Annotated in this window: 15 protein-coding genes; 5 read left to right on the top strand and 10 right to left on the bottom strand. The window is 64.1% G+C overall.

Going from position 1 to position 15,959, the window contains the following annotated elements; translation table 11 throughout:
- Positions 1-8: 8 nt before the first annotated feature.
- Together ACQ5ID_RS09740 and ACQ5ID_RS09735 are read right to left on the bottom strand one after the other, a co-directional pair.
- The gene (locus tag ACQ5ID_RS09740; protein WP_429912257.1) at positions 9-605 is read right to left on the bottom strand and encodes a uracil-DNA glycosylase family protein; all 597 of its coding nucleotides are present in this window, start codon (positions 603-605) and stop codon (positions 9-11) included.
- Positions 598-873, bottom strand: coding sequence for a DUF3253 domain-containing protein (locus ACQ5ID_RS09735; protein ID WP_429912256.1), 276 nt, complete (start codon positions 871-873; stop codon positions 598-600). Before ACQ5ID_RS09735 ends, ACQ5ID_RS09740 begins: the two co-directional genes overlap by 8 nt.
- 21 nt (positions 874-894) lie before the next feature.
- On the opposite strand from ACQ5ID_RS09735, the gene ACQ5ID_RS09730 reads away from it, so the two are divergent.
- The gene (locus ACQ5ID_RS09730) at positions 895-1,617 is read left to right on the top strand and encodes an acyltransferase (RefSeq protein WP_429912255.1); all 723 of its coding nucleotides are present in this window, start codon (positions 895-897) and stop codon (positions 1,615-1,617) included.
- Between the two features lie 227 nt (positions 1,618-1,844).
- Here the strand turns inward: ACQ5ID_RS09730 and ACQ5ID_RS09725 are convergent, their stop codons facing one another.
- Positions 1,845-3,125, bottom strand: coding sequence for a NupC/NupG family nucleoside CNT transporter (locus tag ACQ5ID_RS09725; RefSeq protein ID WP_429912254.1), 1,281 nt, complete (start codon positions 3,123-3,125; stop codon positions 1,845-1,847).
- Positions 3,126-3,260: 135 nt separating this feature from the next.
- Here ACQ5ID_RS09725 and ACQ5ID_RS09720 point away from each other — a divergent pair, with 135 nt between their 5' ends.
- A complete protein-coding gene (locus tag ACQ5ID_RS09720; protein ID WP_429912253.1) occupies positions 3,261-3,449 on the top strand; it encodes a DUF1289 domain-containing protein in 189 nt (62 codons plus the stop codon).
- A 107-nt stretch (positions 3,450-3,556) separates the two neighbouring features.
- Here the strand turns inward: ACQ5ID_RS09720 and ACQ5ID_RS09715 are convergent, their stop codons facing one another.
- The 4 genes from ACQ5ID_RS09715 to ACQ5ID_RS09700 all read right to left on the bottom strand — a co-directional run bounded on the left by ACQ5ID_RS09715 (position 3,557) and on the right by ACQ5ID_RS09700 (position 7,421).
- Positions 3,557-4,432 (bottom strand): alpha/beta fold hydrolase, encoded by an 876-nt coding sequence (locus tag ACQ5ID_RS09715; protein ID WP_429912252.1) that lies wholly within the window; start codon positions 4,430-4,432, stop codon positions 3,557-3,559.
- Positions 4,433-4,507: 75 nt separating this feature from the next.
- Positions 4,508-5,323, bottom strand: coding sequence for an aminotransferase class IV (locus ACQ5ID_RS09710; RefSeq protein ID WP_429912251.1), 816 nt, complete (start codon positions 5,321-5,323; stop codon positions 4,508-4,510).
- Complete coding sequence (gene pabB / locus ACQ5ID_RS09705) at positions 5,320-6,642, bottom strand: aminodeoxychorismate synthase component I (RefSeq protein WP_429912250.1); 1,323 nt, start codon at positions 6,640-6,642, stop codon at positions 5,320-5,322. The genes ACQ5ID_RS09710 and pabB overlap by 4 nt, the downstream gene beginning before the upstream one ends.
- An 8-nt stretch (positions 6,643-6,650) precedes the next feature.
- Entirely contained in the window at positions 6,651-7,421 is a 771-nt protein-coding gene (locus ACQ5ID_RS09700) for a tyrosine-protein phosphatase (RefSeq protein WP_429912249.1), read from the bottom strand.
- 126 nt (positions 7,422-7,547) lie between these two features.
- Here ACQ5ID_RS09700 and ACQ5ID_RS09695 point away from each other — a divergent pair, with 126 nt between their 5' ends.
- Together ACQ5ID_RS09695 and ACQ5ID_RS09690 are read left to right on the top strand one after the other, a co-directional pair.
- The gene (locus ACQ5ID_RS09695) at positions 7,548-9,611 is read left to right on the top strand and encodes a putative bifunctional diguanylate cyclase/phosphodiesterase (protein ID WP_429912248.1); all 2,064 of its coding nucleotides are present in this window, start codon (positions 7,548-7,550) and stop codon (positions 9,609-9,611) included.
- 69 nt (positions 9,612-9,680) lie between these two features.
- On the top strand, positions 9,681-10,085 hold the full coding sequence (locus tag ACQ5ID_RS09690; RefSeq protein WP_429912247.1) for a hypothetical protein: 405 nt from the start codon (positions 9,681-9,683) through the stop codon (positions 10,083-10,085).
- A gap of 6 nt (positions 10,086-10,091) precedes the next feature.
- On the opposite strand, the gene ACQ5ID_RS09685 is transcribed toward ACQ5ID_RS09690, so the two are convergent.
- The 3 genes from ACQ5ID_RS09685 to ACQ5ID_RS09675 all read right to left on the bottom strand — a co-directional run bounded on the left by ACQ5ID_RS09685 (position 10,092) and on the right by ACQ5ID_RS09675 (position 13,212).
- Positions 10,092-11,591, bottom strand: coding sequence for an AMP nucleosidase (locus tag ACQ5ID_RS09685; protein ID WP_429912246.1), 1,500 nt, complete (start codon positions 11,589-11,591; stop codon positions 10,092-10,094).
- Positions 11,592-11,606: 15 nt separating this feature from the next.
- Positions 11,607-11,822 (bottom strand): AMP nucleosidase, encoded by a 216-nt coding sequence (locus tag ACQ5ID_RS09680; protein ID WP_371393648.1) that lies wholly within the window; start codon positions 11,820-11,822, stop codon positions 11,607-11,609.
- Positions 11,823-11,928: 106 nt separating this feature from the next.
- Entirely contained in the window at positions 11,929-13,212 is a 1,284-nt protein-coding gene (locus tag ACQ5ID_RS09675; protein WP_429912245.1) for an ectonucleotide pyrophosphatase/phosphodiesterase, read from the bottom strand.
- Between the two features lie 170 nt (positions 13,213-13,382).
- Between ACQ5ID_RS09675 and ACQ5ID_RS09670 the strand changes: the two genes are divergently transcribed.
- Positions 13,383-15,956, top strand: a complete 2,574-nt coding sequence (locus tag ACQ5ID_RS09670) for a bifunctional aspartate kinase/diaminopimelate decarboxylase (RefSeq protein ID WP_429912244.1) — start codon at positions 13,383-13,385, stop codon at positions 15,954-15,956.
- Positions 15,957-15,959: the final 3 nt, after the last annotated feature.

Genomic DNA, 15,959 nt, shown 5'->3' with positions numbered 1-15,959 from the left:
TTGTCCGGTCAAAGTGCGCGTGTCAGAATTTCGCGGATGCGAAGGCGCAGGACAGGTAAAACCTCGTTTTCAAACCATAGGTTCCGCCTTAACCATCCCGAATTGCGCCAGCTGGGATGCGGCAGTGCAACATACTGCGGAAAGAATTCTCGCCAGCGCAGCACGGTTCCTGTGAGGGTCGTTGAAGCCGGCAAGGACAGATAGCGGCGTTGGGCGTGCAGCCCAACCAGCAGTGTCATCTCCACATCGGCCAAGCTGGCTGTCACCCGGTCATGCCAGAGCGGGGCGCACTCGCGCCGGGGCGGCAGGTCTGATCCCTTCGCATCCAGTCCCGGAAAGCAGAAGCCCATCGGCGTGATGGCAAACAGGCGCGGATCATAGAACTCCGCTTCGCTGACCCCCATCCAGCCGCGCAAACGATCTCCTGACGGATCGGTGAAGGGACGCCCCGATGCCTGTACGCGGGTGCCGGGTGCCTGGCCGATAATGCGGATGCGCGCCGATGCGCTGCCCTGCAGGACCGGGCGGCAGGGATGGCTAAGCGCTGGCTGGCACACCCGGCAGGTGCGGATGTCTGCGGCCAGCTTCTCGAAATCGTCAGGCATCGGCCTCGGGCGGCGCGTCCGGTGTGACGGGCAGGGACAGGCGGTAGACACCCTTGAAGTCGTCCGGGTCCACGGGTTTGCCTTTGCGCAGGATGGAAATCTCGCCCTTGCGGGCCATGCCGATGGCCACGCCGCGCACTTCGCGCATGCGCTTTTGCCATTCCTCCGGCCAGACGGCGCGCGCCGCTTCCGAGGGGCAGATCGATTTACCGGCACCGCGCTGCTCGACGAGGGCGAGAATCGCGCTTTCTATCGTTTCCTTGTTCATGGACTGGAGATAGCGCCGATCATGCGCCGTGACCACCGCCCCTATTGGATGCACCGCGCGTGGGAGGCGTATGAGAACGCCTGGCTGACCCATTTCGTGAAGCCACATTTCGAGTCGCTGGGCGAGCACGCCAAGATCGTGCGACCCTGGAATATGGAGGTGTTCGGCCCGAATATACGCGCCGGGCGCGCCTTACATGTGGTCTCACGCCTCGACCAGCCGGTCAGCTTTACCGTCTGGTCGCCGGGCGATGTGCCCGGCTCCATCACGATTGGCGATTGCTGCTTCTTTGCGGGCGGGGTGCGTCTGCTGGCGGGTGGTTCCATCACCATCGGCGATGGCGCGCTGATCGCGAAATCCGTCACCATTACCGATTCTGACTGGCACGGGCTTTATGACCGGATCGATCCGCGCCCCGAGAGCAAGCCCGTCACCATCGGCCGCAATGTGTGGATCGGCGATGGCGCGTTTGTCGGCAAGGGCATCACCATAGGCGATAATGCCGTCATCGGCGCGCGCAGCGTCGTCACCCGCGATGTGCCGGCCAACACGGTCGTCGCGGGCAATCCGGCAAGGCCGGTGAAAGAGCTGGACCCTGACGGTCCGTTCAAGACCCGCATGGATTTGCTGGGCGATCCCAAAGGGCTGAACGCCTTCATGGAGAACGCCTATCGTGACGCCCTGAAAGGCAATTCCACCCTTGGCTGGCTACGCTCCCGGCTGTGGCCGAAGGCGGGCGACTGATCAATCCTGTCATGGCCCGGCTTGTCCGGGCCACCCATGCCTGCGAGGTTGCTTTTCGGCCCGCAAAGCGGCCCGCAAGCGCGACTGCGCGCCCGCGACTGCTTGCCCCCGCGCAGGCGGGGGGTCGCGGAATATCGCAACGCGGATGCGTTGCGGAACTAAAGAGGCATGGATCACCCGCATAAAGCGGGTGATGACAACTGGAGGGGGCGAAGGACGAGGGGCCCTTAAAGCCCGAACAGCCCACCCGGCAGGGCGCCGATCACGGCGCCGGTCATCAGCGTCGCCAGCGTGCCGGAGATCAGTGCGCGCGGAGCCAGCGAGAGAATGTCCGCCCGGCGTGAGGGCGCGACCGCGATCAGGCCGCCAATCAGGATGCCGACGGACGAGAAATTGGCAAAGCCGCACACCGCATAGGTCATGATGAGGCGCGAGCGCGCGGATAGCTCATCGCCGGTGTTGGACAGCGCGTCATAGGCGAAAATCTCGTTCAGCGCGGTTTTCAGCCCCATGATGGAGCCTGCGGTCTGGGCCTCGGCCCACGGAATGCCGGCCAGCCATACCAGAGGCGCGAAGAACCAGCCGAGCACACGCTCCACCGACATCGGCACGCCATTGATCTCGCCGGCGGCGGCCAGCGAGAAATTGATCAGCGCCACGATGGCCGTGAACACCAGCAGCATGGCGATGATGTTTACAAACAGGCGCACACCGTCCGACACGCCGGTGGTCAGCGCATCCATGGAGGAATGGTAGAGATTGACCGGCACCTTCTCCTTGCTGGCCTGCTCCTCGGTTTCATCCTGCGGGTGCATGAGGCGGGCGAGCAGCACAGCGGCCGGTACCGAGATCAGCGAGGCGGTGAGGATGTGGCCTGCGGCATCAGCGACCACGCCGGTGAGCTGGCTGACATAGATCGCCATCACCGAGCCTGCGACGGTGGAGAAGCCGACCGTCATTATCAGGAACAGGTCAGACCGGCTCATCGTGGGCAAGCGCGGACGGATCAGAACCGGGCTTTCGGTCATGCCAAGGAAGATGTTGGCCGCCGCGCCGAGGCTCGCCGCGCCGGAGAGGTTCAGGATACGCCGGAACAGGAGCGCAAAGCCGCGCACGGCAAATTCCAGCACCCGCCAGCGCCATAGCAGAGCCGAGATCGCAGAGAGCACGATCACCATGGGCAGAGCCTGAAACGCGAAGATGAAGGTGGAGGCTTCTGACTCCGGATTGATGAGGAAGGGGCTTTCCCCGCCGCCGACATAGCCGAAGACGAAGCTGGTACCCATGGTGGTCGCGGCCTGCAGCACTTCCACCACGCCGGTCAGCGAGGCGAGGAAGGCGCGCGTGGGCGCAAAGCTGTAGAGGGCAAAGGCGATGGCAAACTGGACGATCACCGCGCCGAGGATCAGCACCCAAGGGGGCATCTTGCGCGGGCCCAGCGCCCAGGCAATGGCGACAAAGGCGAACACGCCCAGAAGACTGCGCAGCTGCAGGCCCATATCTTCCATGAAATTCCCCCGGACGGCAGGCATGTTGGCTTGAGAGCGCGGGTGCTAGCCCGCCAGACGTTAACGCACAATAGGGCCGGTGCACGCGCATGGGAAGCATTGCGGCAGAGGGGCTGCTGTGCCTAAGAACACACCATGACCGCACCGATCTGGAGCCCCTGCATCAAGGTATGCTTTGTCGACCCGAGCGAAGGGATTTGCGTCGGCTGCTTCCGCAATATGGAAGAGCTTGGCCGCTGGACGAAGATGAGCGATGCCGAGCGCGACGCGGTCAAACCTGTCCTTGATCAGCGCCGCGCTGCCTATGAGGCGAAGGTGCGGTGATCTCCCACTTCCCCTCACTTATCTAACGGGCGTTTTCCCGGCGAAAGCCGGGATCCAGGAAACAAGGCTGGGCACCGGCTTTCGCCGGTGAAACGCGTTGGTTTGTGTTATTGAGAAAACCCCTCCACCACCTGCGCAATCCACTCCGCGCACGCCGCCGGGTTTTCCATCGGGGCGAGATGGGAATGGCCGGGCAGGGGCGTGATCACCGCGCCGGCACGCGTCAGCCCCGCCACATCGCGCACGGTGGAGGCCTTCTCGGCTTTGAGCACCGCAATGGGAGCACCGGCCCTGCGGGCGGCACGCACCGGATCATGGCGGTGGGAGGCATAGTTGGCCGCTTCCCACGCCGGGGCGCAGGCAAGGGCAAAGCCACCCTCAACGGGTTTCAACCCGCCCGCCAGATAATCGTCCAGCACGCCTTCATCCCAGTAGGAAAACGGTGGGCGGCCCGCATAGCGCGTCTTCACCGCGTCCACGTCCGTCCAGAAATTGCCGCGCCGTAGCGCGCCCTGCACCAGGGGAAAGCGCCGCCACATCACATGCCAGAGGGGTGTGTGATTGATGGCGTAAAAACTGCCGGGCAGGATCACCGGATCGATGAGGGCAAGCCCCCGCGGCTTTTGCTCCAGCTTTTCCGCTGTCAGCAGGGCCGTCACCCCGCCCATGGAGTGGCCGGCCAGCACAAAGGGGCGCGGATCAAGCTGGTCCAGCAGGGCGATGATGTCGCGCGCATAGACATGCCAGTCGCGGTGGCGGGCCGGGTCAGCTGGCAGGGTGGTGGCGCCATGGCCGCGCAAATCCGGCGCGATGATCTCGTAGCGGTCTGCGAGCCGCTCCAGCAGTTTTGCGCCGGAGCGGGCATTGAAGCCATTACCGTGCAGGAAGATGATGCGGGTGGCGCCGGGCTTTGGCCAGACGAGGGCGGCCATCTCGCCATCGGGCAAGGTGAAGCGGCGGGTTTCGGGTTTCAGATCAGACAAACCGGCGTGCCTCCTGCGGTGTTGCACGTGCGAAGATGCGCCTGTTTGCCCTTCGATCAAGGCGCTGGCGCACCCCTAGTGAGCGCTGCGCTCGATATCGCAGATCAGCCTGACCAGTTCGCTGTCCGTTTTGAGCGGGTTTGCGTCGAGTGAAATGGCCGGGCGTGCGCCCAGCACCGCATTGGTCACGATGATGGCTTCTGCAGAGGCCAGCGATTCCAGCCGGAAATGGTCCTGCTCCACATGCAGGCCGCGCGCAGTAAAACCATCAAGAATGGCCGCGCGCGTGGTGCCGTTGAGCGCGCCGGTATCCAGCGACGGCGTATAGACCGTACGGCCCGTCACCCAGAACAGGTTCGCGCTGTCTGCGCACGCGATGCGCCCCTCAGGAGACAGCATCACGGCCATGTCTCCACCCTGTTCGCGGGCAAGGCGCCGGGCGAGGATATTGTCGCCATAGCCGATCATCTTGAAATGGGCAGCGAGGGTCAGCGGCGCGCGACGCGGCGCATTCAGGGTGACAAGGCGTGGTCCTTCCTCTGGCACCGTCAGGGGGCTGGCGGTGACGAGGATTGTCGGCTCGCACGCAGACGCATCAAGACCACGCCCGCCCGGCCCGCGTGTCACCGTCAGGCGGATAAGGGCGCTCGCAAGCGCGTTGCGGCGCGCCAGCTCTGCGGCGATGGCGGGTATGTCGAGCGTGGTGTCGAGGCCTAGCCCCAGCGTTGTGACGCCATCTTTCAGCCGGGCGAGATGACGCTCCCAGCGGCGTATCGTGCCTGCCTCAAAGCGCATGGTTTCAAACAGGCCATCGCCCAGCAGAAAGCCCCGCTCGTCCACGCCGATATGCGCTTCGCCCGGATCAAGAAGGGTGCCGTTCAGCCAGATCATGCCTGCCCCGCCATTTCCAGAGCCTGTTTCAGCATGGCGATCTTGGCATGTGTCTCGGCCAGTTCATCCTCCGGCTGGCTGTCAATGGTGATGGCCCCGCCTGAACGGGCCTCCACCTGCCAGTGATCGCCATCGGCCTGAAAGCCCGCCGTGCGGATCATCACATTGAACTGCGCGCTGCCGTCAGGCGCGATAAGCCCGGTGGAGCCGCAATAGGGGCCACGTGCCTCTCCCTCCAGCTCAGCGATGATCTCCATGGCGCGTACCTTGGGCGCGCCGGTGATAGAGCCGGGCGGGAAGCTGGCGGCCAGCAGATCGAAAACGTCGTTGCCGGGCGCCAGCTGGCCGGTCACGGCGGAGACCAGATGGTGCACATTGGCAAAGCTCTCCACCGAGAACAGCTCAGGCACGGCCACGCTGCCGGGCGTGCAGACGCGCGAGAGATCATTGCGCATCAGGTCGACAATCATCAGGTTTTCGGCCCGGTCCTTGGCTGATGCGGCCAGCTCTGCGGCCAAGGCCGCGTCGCTTGCCGGATCGCTGCCGCGCGGACGTGTACCCTTGATGGGCCGCGTCTCTACCCGGCCGTCAGTGTCCAGCGACCAGAAACGCTCCGGCGAGTTGGACAGGACGGTCTGCGCCTGATTGAGGCGCATATAGACTGCAAACGGGGCCGGGCTGGTGGCGGCCAGCGCCCTGAAGGCCGCAAGCGGCGCCTGCCTGCCCGTCATCTGCGCGGCAAAGCGGTGGGACAGATTGACCTGAAACACATCGCCCGCGCGCACATAATCGCGCGCCCGGCGAGCAGCCTGCAGATAGCGCGTCTCGTCCCAGACCGGGGCCAGAGGCGCGCGAAGCTGCGTGCCTTGCGAGGCAGCCGGCCTTGAGGTGAGCGCCGCGTGCAGGCGGACGGCGGCGTATGCCTCGCCGCTGATCTCGACGCATTGTGTCTGGTGATCGAAGATCGCCACGGCCGGGTATACGCCCAGCGCCATTTCCGGCCAGCGCGTTACAGGGAAGGGCGTGGATGGCAGAGCCTCGAACCGGCGGGCAAAATCATAGCTGAACAGACCGCCGATCCAGGCGTCTGGAAAGCGCTTCCTTGCCTCGCGCAAGGGCGATAGCGGATCATCCTCGCCAGCCTGGGTGATGGTGGTTTGCGGGAAGGCAGTCAGATAGCTGTAGCGGCCCCGCGCCGTGCCATCCCCGCCTGACAGGAGCAGGGCGCCGGGCAGATCAGCGATCACTGCCAGATAGTCTGCTGGCGCACGCCAGGCGAGCGGCAGGTATGGCCCTGATGAGGCGGCCGGCTCAGCCATGGTGTGTACTACCCGGTCAGGTTCTCGCGCAGGCGTTCGATGACGGCGTCTTCCAGCCCCAGCGCGTCGCGCAGATAGGCGCGCTGGTCGCCAATCGCTTCCATCGCCGCGTCGTAATAAACCGGGTCCACACCCAGGAAAGCGCGCAATTCCTCGTGTCCGGCCGTCTTGCCCAGCGTCTCCTCAAGCCGTTTGCTGACAAGAGGAACCAGCCGGTCGAAATCCACGGCCGTGTTGGTCATCAGATAGTCTTCGCGCACCTCTTCCTCGTCCACCCCCATGGCGGTGAGGAGCAGGGCGCAGAACAGGCCGGTACGGTCCTTGCCGGCAGCGCAATGCACGATAAAGCCGTCTTCGGGCTTGCTGTCGGCCAGCTGGCGCAGGCCATTGGCAAAAACCCACTGATTGCCCGGATCAAATGGCAGGCGGCGATAGGTCTGTGTCATAAAGGTGCGAATGGAACGAAGCGACATATCGCTTTCGCGCAGGAATACCAGGTGGGGCGGTTCGTCCGCGCCTGCATGATCGCTGGCCAGCACGACAACGCCCTCGCGCTGCGGCCAGTGCGACGGTTCAGCCTCGCGCTCGCGCGGGCGGCGCAGATCAGCCACGACGCGAACGGACAGACCATCCATGGTTTCGATATCGGCCGGTGTGGCACGCGAAAACTGGCCGGACCTGTACAGCCCGTCGCGTACCCGTCCACCTGTTGCCAGATTGTACGCACCGAACTTGCGGAAATTATGGACGCCTTCAAGGCGCAGGACACGATCGCTCATGGCCATCACCTAGCCCGCCCGGGCGCGGCCAGCAAGGCTTGCGCACGCCTGAACAGGGAAATTTAACCTATAAGCTCTATCAAAGTGGCCAAACATATAAAAAGCGCCGCTAGGTGGGGTTATCTGATGCGCGTTTTCACGTGTCTCTTCACAGAGCATAATCTGTGGTTTGTTCTGCTTGCGGCCGTTATGTGCGTGGTCGGGGCTACCGTCACGATACGCCTGTACCGGCAGGTTGCGCTTGCAGACGGAATGGCGCGCATTGGCTGGGCGTTTCTCGCGGCCGTCTGCGCCGGGTCTGCCATCTGGACAACCCACTTTATCGCCATGCTGGGCTACCAGCCTGGAACCGCTGTCACCCTTGATGCGTGGCTGACCATTGCGTCAGGGCTTATTGCCATAGCGGGCTCCGGCGCCGCCTTTCTGGTCGCCACCAACCGCGTGCTGAAGTTTGCGCCCGTATTTGGCGGTGCGCTGCTGGGCCTCACCGTCAGCGCCATGCACTTTACCGGCATGTTTGCCTACCGGGTTGATGGCATCGTCACCTGGGATGCGGGCTATATTGCTGCGGCGATAGCACTTGCGGTCATTTTCAGTGCGGCTGCACTGCAGCTGGCGGTGCGCTGGCAGGGCGGCTGGCGCTGCATGGTGCCGTCCCTGACGCTGGTGGCTGGCATTGTGCTTTTGCACTTTACGGGCATGGCCGCCTTCATGGTGGACCCGATCAACGGCTATCAGCCCGGCGCCAGCTCGGAAGCCTTTACGGTGATGGCCGTCGCGGTGGCCATTGCCGGCGTGCTGATCCTGGGCACCGGACTTGCCACCTTCTATATCGAGAAGCGCATGCGCGAGGCGTCTGATGCGCAACTGCGCCATATGGCCCTGCACGACCCGCTGACCGGCCTGCCTAACCGGACCAGCTTTTCCGCGCGCCTGGATGCGCGCCTGGCAGGTCAGTATTCAGGCAGCACTGCCGTAGCGGCGATTGATCTGAACCGCTTCAAGGAGATCAATGATGGCTGGGGCCATGCAGCGGGCGATCATGTGCTGTGTGAACTGGCTGAGCGCCTGCGCAAGTTTGACGGCGGCCGCCATTTCGCTGCCCGTCTGGGCGGAGACGAGTTCTGCATCATTCTGAAAACCGCAGATGAAAATGAACTGCAAAAGCTGGTCCAGCAGCTTGAAGCGCTCCTTGCAGAGCCCATCACTTATGGCGCGCTGGAAACCTCTACCGGTGGCAGTATTGGTGTAGCCGTATACCCGCGTGACGGTGATGACCGCGAGACGCTGGTACGAAATGCGGACCTGGCCATGTACCGGGCAAAGTCCGATCCGCTGGCTAATGTCTGCTTCTACAATTCGGAGCTGGGCGAAGTTGTGCGTGAACGCCGCCAGCTTGCCAATGATTTGCGCCTTGCCATCGAGAACAACGAGCTCGCGCTGCACTATCAGGTCCAGACGGCCATCGGGACAGGTGAGGTGCGCGGCTATGAAGCGCTGCTGCGCTGGACGCATCCGGAGAAGGGCGCGATTTCGCCGGTGGACTTTATTCCCCTGGCCGAAGCGAACGGGCTGATCCTGCCGCTGGGTGACTGGGTGCTGCGCAAGGCTTGCCTCGATGCGGCGTCCTGGCCGCATCCGCACAAGGTCGCCGTGAACCTGTCAGCCATCCAGCTGACCCATATTGGCCTGCCCCAGCAGATCCATCAGGTGCTGATCGAGACCGGCCTGCCGCCTGCGCGCCTGGAGATCGAGCTGACCGAGACCGCGCTTATCAAGGACAAGGCCCAGTCACTGCATATCATGCGCCAGATCAAGGCGCTGGGCGTGTCGATTGCGCTTGATGATTTTGGTACGGGCTACTCCTCGCTGGACACGCTGCGGACCTTCCCGTTCGACAAGATCAAGCTGGACAAATCCTTCACCGACGAGCTGAAGACCGACCAGCGGTCGCTGGCCGTTGTGCGTGCCGTGCTGGCGCTGGCCAAGAGCCTCTCCATTCCGGTGCTGGCCGAAGGCATCGAGACGCAGGAACAGCTGGACCTTCTGCATCTGGAAAGCTGCGATGAGGGGCAGGGCTTCCTGCTCGGCCGGCCTGCGCCGATGGATATCGTCGCGCAGCTGGGAACGCGTATCCGCATTAGCGGCGAGCGTGTTGCTACGCCGGTTGCGCCCGCGCGGCGAGCCTAGGAAGCCGCTTCTGCTTTACCTGCCGTCACCACCCGCCTAGGGTTGGCGGGCAAGGGGGAGGGCAGGCCCGTGAACGAAGCAGAACTGCTATCTCAGGTGCTGGCCGCGCGTCAGATGCTTGACGTCACCATTACCCAGATGATCGGGCTTACGTTTGCGCTGATCGTTGCGGTGTATTTCTTTGTCCACCGCTCCGGCTGGCAGATGAAAACGGCGGTCTTCCTGCTCTATGCTCTCGGCTGGTTCGTGATGGTGCAGTCCGCCGCCCATACCGGCCAGCATCTTGTGGGTCTCTACAGCGAGCTGGGCGTGTTCGCCAGCAGCGGAGAGGCGTCCGCGACCACCTATATCGTTCTGGAAGCGGTGAGCGGCGTGTGGGCGCGAGTGTATTTACTGACACTCAATGGGGCGAACTTCGTGCTGCTTGTTGGTGGCGCCGTCTTCCTGTTTTTCTGGAAGCCGAAAGCCGATTAGCGTCTGTTATCGGAAGGGCGGCTCGTCAAAGCTGCGCAGCTTGCGCGAGTGCAGGGCTTCGGAGCCTGCTTCTTTGAGGATGTGGACCGTTTCGATACCCGCCAGCAGGTGCTCTGATACTGACTTGTTGTAGAAGCGGTTGGCGGCGCCTGGCAGTTTCAGCTCGCCATGCAGCGGCTTGTCGGAGACGCATAAAAGCGTCCCGTAAGGTACACGCAGACGGAAACCATTGGCGGCAATCGTCGCGCTTTCCATGTCGACGGCAATGGAGCGTGACTGGTTGATGCGCCGGGCCTCCTGCAGGTAGCGCAGCTCCCAGTTGCGGTCGGCATGGGTGACGACGGTGCCGGTGCGCAGGCGGCGTTTGAGCGCCTCGCCCTTGTCGCCGGAGACGCGTTTCACCGCATCCTGCAGGGCGATCTGGATTTCCGCGATGGCCGGGATCGGGATTTCCACCGGCAGGTCACGGTCCAGCACCGCATCATAGCGCAGATAGGCGTGGGCCAGCACATAATCGCCCAGGCGCTGGGAGTGGCGAAGCCCGCCGCAATGGCCGATCATCAGCCAGCATTCGGGGCGCAGCACGGCCAGATGGTCGGTGATATTCTTCGCGTTGGACGGGCCGACACCGATATTGACCAGCGTGATGCCGCGCCGTCCCGGTGCCTTCAAGTGATAGGCCGGCATCTGGAAGCGACGCCAGGGTGCGCTCTCGACCACGCCAAGCGGATCCTTGGTGCCGGCATCGACATGCACGAACCCGGCAGCCGATAGCGACTCATACTCGTTGTCTGCCTTGAGCTGTTCTGCCGCCCACGCCACGAACGCATCCACATAGCGGTGGTAGTTGGTGAACAGGATGAAGTCCTGCACATCCTCGAACGGCGTGCCGGTATAGTGCTTGATGCGCTGTAGCGAGTAGTCGGTGCGTGCGCCGTCAAACAGGGAAAGCGGGCGCGGCGTGCCGGGAATGGAGGGGCGCTCGCCATTGGGCAGGGCATCGTCGATGCGCGACAGGTCCGCATAGGGGAAGTGGCGCACCAGCTCGGCTGGTGCTGCGCCGTCCATGTCGAGGTCTTCGGCGCCATCCAGCACGTAGGAGAAGGGAATTTCCTGCGTGGAAATCCCGGTCTCCACCAGCACGTCATACTCTTCCTGAAGCAGGCTGATCTGCGTCATCAGATAGTCGCGGAAGAGCTCAGGATGCGTGATCGTCTGGGTATAGACCCCGCTTTCGGAAAACTTGCCGAAGGCCCGGCTCAGGGGCGGTACCGGCCCGTCGGGCTGGTATGTGATGCGCAGCTCAGGGTAGGCAAAAAGGCCCGATGCCCGGTCCGCTCCGCCCGGCGGCAGCCCGCCATCCAGATAGGTTTTGAGCGCCGCGCGCAATGCCTTCACCGAGCGGGTATATAGCGCGCTCAAGCGATCAACGGCCTGTCCGGCGCTGGTGGCGGGTTCAAACGTATCAGCAACGGCCTCGGGCCGGACAGGGCTGGCGGGCAGCACGGTGCCTATGCCTTCCTATTCTTCGCGCTTGGTGAAGGTCACCGTGAAGACCGGTTCGCCACCGAACTCGTCGCTGGTGGAGCCGTCATCATTGATGCGCTGGAACACGGTCGGCTCGATGCGCCCTTCCATGCGGTAGCCGCGCTCGGACATCCGCCCGCGATGAAACTCCAGCGCCGCAGCGGAGAAGGTCTTGGCGATAAAGGTAATGCGGTGTGGCGCGTTGGACATGCGTAAGCATCCTTCCCAGTGGCAAACAGACTCATCCTCCCCTCGATAGCCCGTCACATCGCGAAGGCCAAGCGGGGAGGTGGTTTGCAGACCAGACGAGGGAGAGTTACCCCACCTCGCAGCGTCCGCCGGTCAGCGCAGAGATCACCGCCGGGTCGCCCTCGGTCTCGGCAGGTTCCAGCCCCAGAATGCAGGCGATCAGCAGATAGACATTCACGCTCTCGAATGCTGCCGGGCGGGTGCCCTCTGGGAACATCGGCCCAGCCGCGATGAAGCCTGCATGCATGACAGGGTCTGCCACGTCATAGCCGTGTACGCCGACCGAACGCCAGGGACTGCCAAGGGGCAGGGAGCGCGCGCTCAGAATCCAGCCCGGATCGGCCAGTATGAAGAGGTCTGGCCCGCGCGTGGGGTGATCGAAGCGGAAATGGTCGGGCATTTCGCCCCGCTTCCAGGCGCGCATGTGCGGATGCGCGCCCTGCAGGGACTGGTAGGCCGCCTCGATGGCGTCGGGCTCGCCATACACGTTCACGAACGGGCGGAAACCATTGCCGCTGCGCCCTTGCACTTCGGGGACATAGACGGTTGAGAGGTCCATGAAGTCATCGAAATAGATGACATTCTCTTCCGGGTTGGTCGCCATGCCGTGATCGGAAACGATCAGGATATGCGTGCGATCCATGAGGCCGCGTGCCTCCAGCCCGGCGACGAGCTGGCCGATATAGCCGTCCACCGTGGCGATGGCCGCACCCACTTCGGGCGTGTCGGCCCCGGCACGGTGGCCGATTGAGTCAACGAGATCGAAATAAACGGCAGCAAAGCGCGGACGCTCGCCTTCCGGCCCGTCAAACCAGGCCAGCACCTCGTCCACGCGATCCTGATAGGGCTTGTTGTGCTCGTAAGGGGTCCAGCGGGTGGGGCGGTCGCCGTCAAACTCCACTTCAGAGCCGAGCCAGAACATGATGGAGGTTGGCAGGCCCTGCCGCTCGGCGGTGATCCAGATCGGCTCACCGCTCCACCAGCGGCTGTCCTGCGCGCTCATCGGATTGACGAAGCCCTCATTGAGCTCGCGATCGAACGGGTGGTTGTTGATCATGCCGTGATCTTCGGGATAGAGCCCGGTCGCCAGCGAATAGAAATTGGTGAAGGTGACGCTGGGCATGACCGGCACCATGGCTTCAGGGCGGATACCCCGCGCCGCCAGCGCCTGCATGTGGGGTGCCTCGAACAGATCAAGCGCCCCGGCGCTCAGCCCGTCCACGCCGATCATCAGCACGATTGGCTCGTCTACCGGTGCGTGCTGGGCCTGCCGGGCGGTGTCCGTACTGGCGCACGCGGCAAGGCCAAGCAAGGCTGTAAGGGCGATCAGGGTGCGGAACGGCGTCATCATGTTTCCCTCTGACAGGCGGCAGATATCCAAGGTGCGATAGCGCGGTGGCGTGTCACTGGCATGACGGTGGGTGAAGTGCAAACAGGCAGACCCGTTGCGCGGCGCAGCATAACCGCTAAAGGAAGGGTCTTCCGTCCCGTTTTGCGGACCCGATTGACAAGGCAGATGCCATGACGGCGCGTTCCCTCATCGTAATGAAGTTTGGCGGCACTTCGGTAGCCCGCCCGAAAAACTGGGAAATCATTGCGCGTCTGGCCCGAAAACGCCTGGCCGATGGTGAGCGCGTGCTGATCGTGCATTCGGCCCTCTCGGGCATTTCCAACCTGCTCGAAGCGCTCCCCGGCCTTGCACTGGCGGGCGAGGGCGAAGCGGCTGCGGCGGCCATCCGCCAGCGCCATCTCGATTTTGCCAGCGAGGCAGGGCTGGACGGCGCGGCGATACTGGCCCCTTGGTTCACCCGTCTTGATGCGCTTGCCGCGGGCATGGCGCTGGTGGGCGAAGCGAGCGCGCGTGTGCGGGCCGAGACGATGGCGCTGGGCGAACTGATGGCCTCCGCGCTGGGCCTTGCATTGCTGAAAAAGCTGGGCGTGGCGGCTGAGGGGCTTGATGCACGCGACGTGCTAACCGGTACCAACACCAATGATGAAACACGCAGCTGGCTCGATAACGGTGTCAGCGAGGAGCGCGACGAGGCGCTGATTGCCCGTCTTGCGCCCCATGACGTGATCCTCACCCAGGGCTTTATCGCCTCGCGCGTGGGCGGCGGCACGGTGCTGCTGGGCCGGGGCGGGTCAGATACGTCTGCGGCCTATTTCGCAGCGCGCGCCGGTGCGGCGCGGGTGGAAATCTGGACTGATGTACCGGGACTCTTCAGTGCCGATCCGCGCCTGACAGACGGGGCGCGCATGCTGACCGCGCTCAGCTATGAGGAAGCGCAGGAAATCGCCACGATGGGTGGCAAGGTGCTCCATCCGCGCTCGGTCGGTCCGGCGCGGCGCGCGGGCATTCCCATGCTGGTGAAAGACACCTTCCGCCCCGATCTGCCCGGCACGCGCATTACCGGCGAGCCGGGCGATGACGCCCCGCGCCTGAAGGCGGTGTCGGTAAAAACGGGTGTGCGCCTTGTCGTGATGGAAGGCTCTGGCATGTGGCGTCAGGCGGGCTTCCTTGCCGACATTTTTGCGGCCTTCAAGCAGTGCGGGATTTCGGTCGATCAGGTCTCTACCTCGGAGACCAATGTCACCGTCTCGCTGGACCCAGATCCGGGGCTTGATGCGGCGCGCCTCGACATGTTGCGTGCGGCGCTCGCCCCGCTCTGCCGGGTACGCATAGAGGAGGGCAAGGCGGCTGTCTCGATGGTGGGTTATGGGATTCGCCGTATTCTCCACCAGCTTGCGCCCGCCTTTGAAGCCTTCCAGCAAAAGCCGGTGCATCTGGTCAGCCAGGCGGCCAATGACCTCAATTTCACCGTGGTGGTGGACGAGGCCGATGGTGCGGCGCTGGCCAAGAACCTGCATGAAAGCCTGATCGGTCAGATGCCCGAAGACCGCGTGTTCGGGCCGAGCTGGGCCGAGATCAATGCCCCGGCGGTCAAGACATCGGCCCCCGTGCGGCCCGCCCCCTGGTGGGAAGCGCGAAGGGAAGAGCTGCTGGCGCAGGCACCGCAGAGTGGCGGTCTCTACGTTTATGAGCTGGAGACGGTGGCGGCGCGCTCGCGCGCTGTTGCAGGGCTGTCCAGCGTGGATGCGGCCTGGTTTGCCATGAAGGCCAACCCGCACCCCGATGTGCTGCGCACGGTGGAAGCCTCTGGCATCGGGTTTGAGTGCGTGTCGATGGGCGAGGTGGCGCGCGTGCGCGAAACCCTTCCCGATCTGCCCGCTGCCCGCATCCTCTTCACGCCGAACTTTGCCCCGCGCGACGAGTACGAAGCGGCTATGGCGCTCGGCACGCACCTGACGATTGACGGGCTGCACCCGCTTCGCGAATGGCCGGACCTGTTCGCGGGCAAGGAGATCGTATTGCGCGTCAACCCGGACCGCCCGCGCGGCCATCACGAGCATGTGCGCACGGCGGGACCGAAGGCGAAGTTCGGCATTCCGCTGGAGCAGATCGGCCATGCTGCCGAGCTGGCGAAAGCCGCTGGCGCGAGCGTAAAGGGTCTGCACGCTCATGCCGGTTCAGGCATTACCGAGGCCGGGCACTGGCGCGAGATCGGCCGCATACTGGGCGAGGCCGCAGCGGGCATAGGCGGCGTGAAGATCATCAATGTCGGCGGCGGGCTGGGCGTGCCGGACAGTCCGGAGGCGCCTATTCTGGATCTGGCTGTAGTTGACCGCGAGCTGGCGGGCGTGAAGCGTGCGCTGGACGGGGTTGAACTGTGGATGGAGCCGGGGCGTTATCTGGTGGCCGAGGCGGGCGTGCTGCTGGCCCGTGTCACGCAGGTGAAGATGAGCTTTGGCACCCGCTTCATCGGCATCAGCACGGGCATGAATTCGCTGATCCGCCCGGCGCTCTATGGCGCTCGCCACGAGATCGTGAACCTTTCCCGGCTGGGAGAGGCACCTGCCGGACTTGCCTCGATTGTCGGGCCGATCTGCGAGAGCGCGGACCTTCTGGGCGCTGACCGGTTGATGCCGGAAACGCGCGAAGGCGATGTCATCCTGATTGCCGAGGCGGGCGCGTATGGCGCGGTGATGAGCTCGCGCTACAATCTGCGCGACCCGGCGGACGAAGCGGTGATGTAGGCG

The sequence above is a fragment of the Glycocaulis sp. genome (assembly GCF_050485565.1).
In the GTDB taxonomy this organism is placed as follows: Bacteria; Pseudomonadota; Alphaproteobacteria; order Caulobacterales; family Maricaulaceae; genus Glycocaulis.
The sequence above is the reverse complement of the archived record's forward strand: the minus strand, read 5'-3'. Positions and strand labels throughout refer to the sequence as shown.

Excerpts from the sequence above, each read along its gene's own strand:
- ACQ5ID_RS09740 (WP_429912257.1), bottom strand. The coding sequence starts at position 605 with ATGCCTGACGATTTCGAGAAGCTGGCCGCAGACATCCGCACCTGCCGG.
- ACQ5ID_RS09735 (WP_429912256.1), bottom strand. The coding sequence starts at position 873 with ATGAACAAGGAAACGATAGAAAGCGCGATTCTCGCCCTCGTCGAGCAG.
- ACQ5ID_RS09730 (WP_429912255.1), top strand. The coding sequence starts at position 895 with ATGCGCCGTGACCACCGCCCCTATTGGATGCACCGCGCGTGGGAGGCG.
- ACQ5ID_RS09725 (WP_429912254.1), bottom strand. The coding sequence starts at position 3,125 with ATGGAAGATATGGGCCTGCAGCTGCGCAGTCTTCTGGGCGTGTTCGCC.
- ACQ5ID_RS09720 (WP_429912253.1), top strand. The coding sequence starts at position 3,261 with ATGACCGCACCGATCTGGAGCCCCTGCATCAAGGTATGCTTTGTCGAC.
- ACQ5ID_RS09710 (WP_429912251.1), bottom strand. The coding sequence starts at position 5,323 with ATGATCTGGCTGAACGGCACCCTTCTTGATCCGGGCGAAGCGCATATC.
- pabB (WP_429912250.1), bottom strand. The coding sequence starts at position 6,642 with ATGGCTGAGCCGGCCGCCTCATCAGGGCCATACCTGCCGCTCGCCTGG.
- ACQ5ID_RS09700 (WP_429912249.1), bottom strand. The coding sequence starts at position 7,421 with ATGAGCGATCGTGTCCTGCGCCTTGAAGGCGTCCATAATTTCCGCAAG.
- ACQ5ID_RS09695 (WP_429912248.1), top strand. The coding sequence starts at position 7,548 with ATGCGCGTTTTCACGTGTCTCTTCACAGAGCATAATCTGTGGTTTGTT.
- ACQ5ID_RS09680 (WP_371393648.1), bottom strand. The coding sequence starts at position 11,822 with ATGTCCAACGCGCCACACCGCATTACCTTTATCGCCAAGACCTTCTCC.
- ACQ5ID_RS09675 (WP_429912245.1), bottom strand. The coding sequence starts at position 13,212 with ATGATGACGCCGTTCCGCACCCTGATCGCCCTTACAGCCTTGCTTGGC.
- ACQ5ID_RS09670 (WP_429912244.1), top strand. The coding sequence starts at position 13,383 with ATGACGGCGCGTTCCCTCATCGTAATGAAGTTTGGCGGCACTTCGGTA.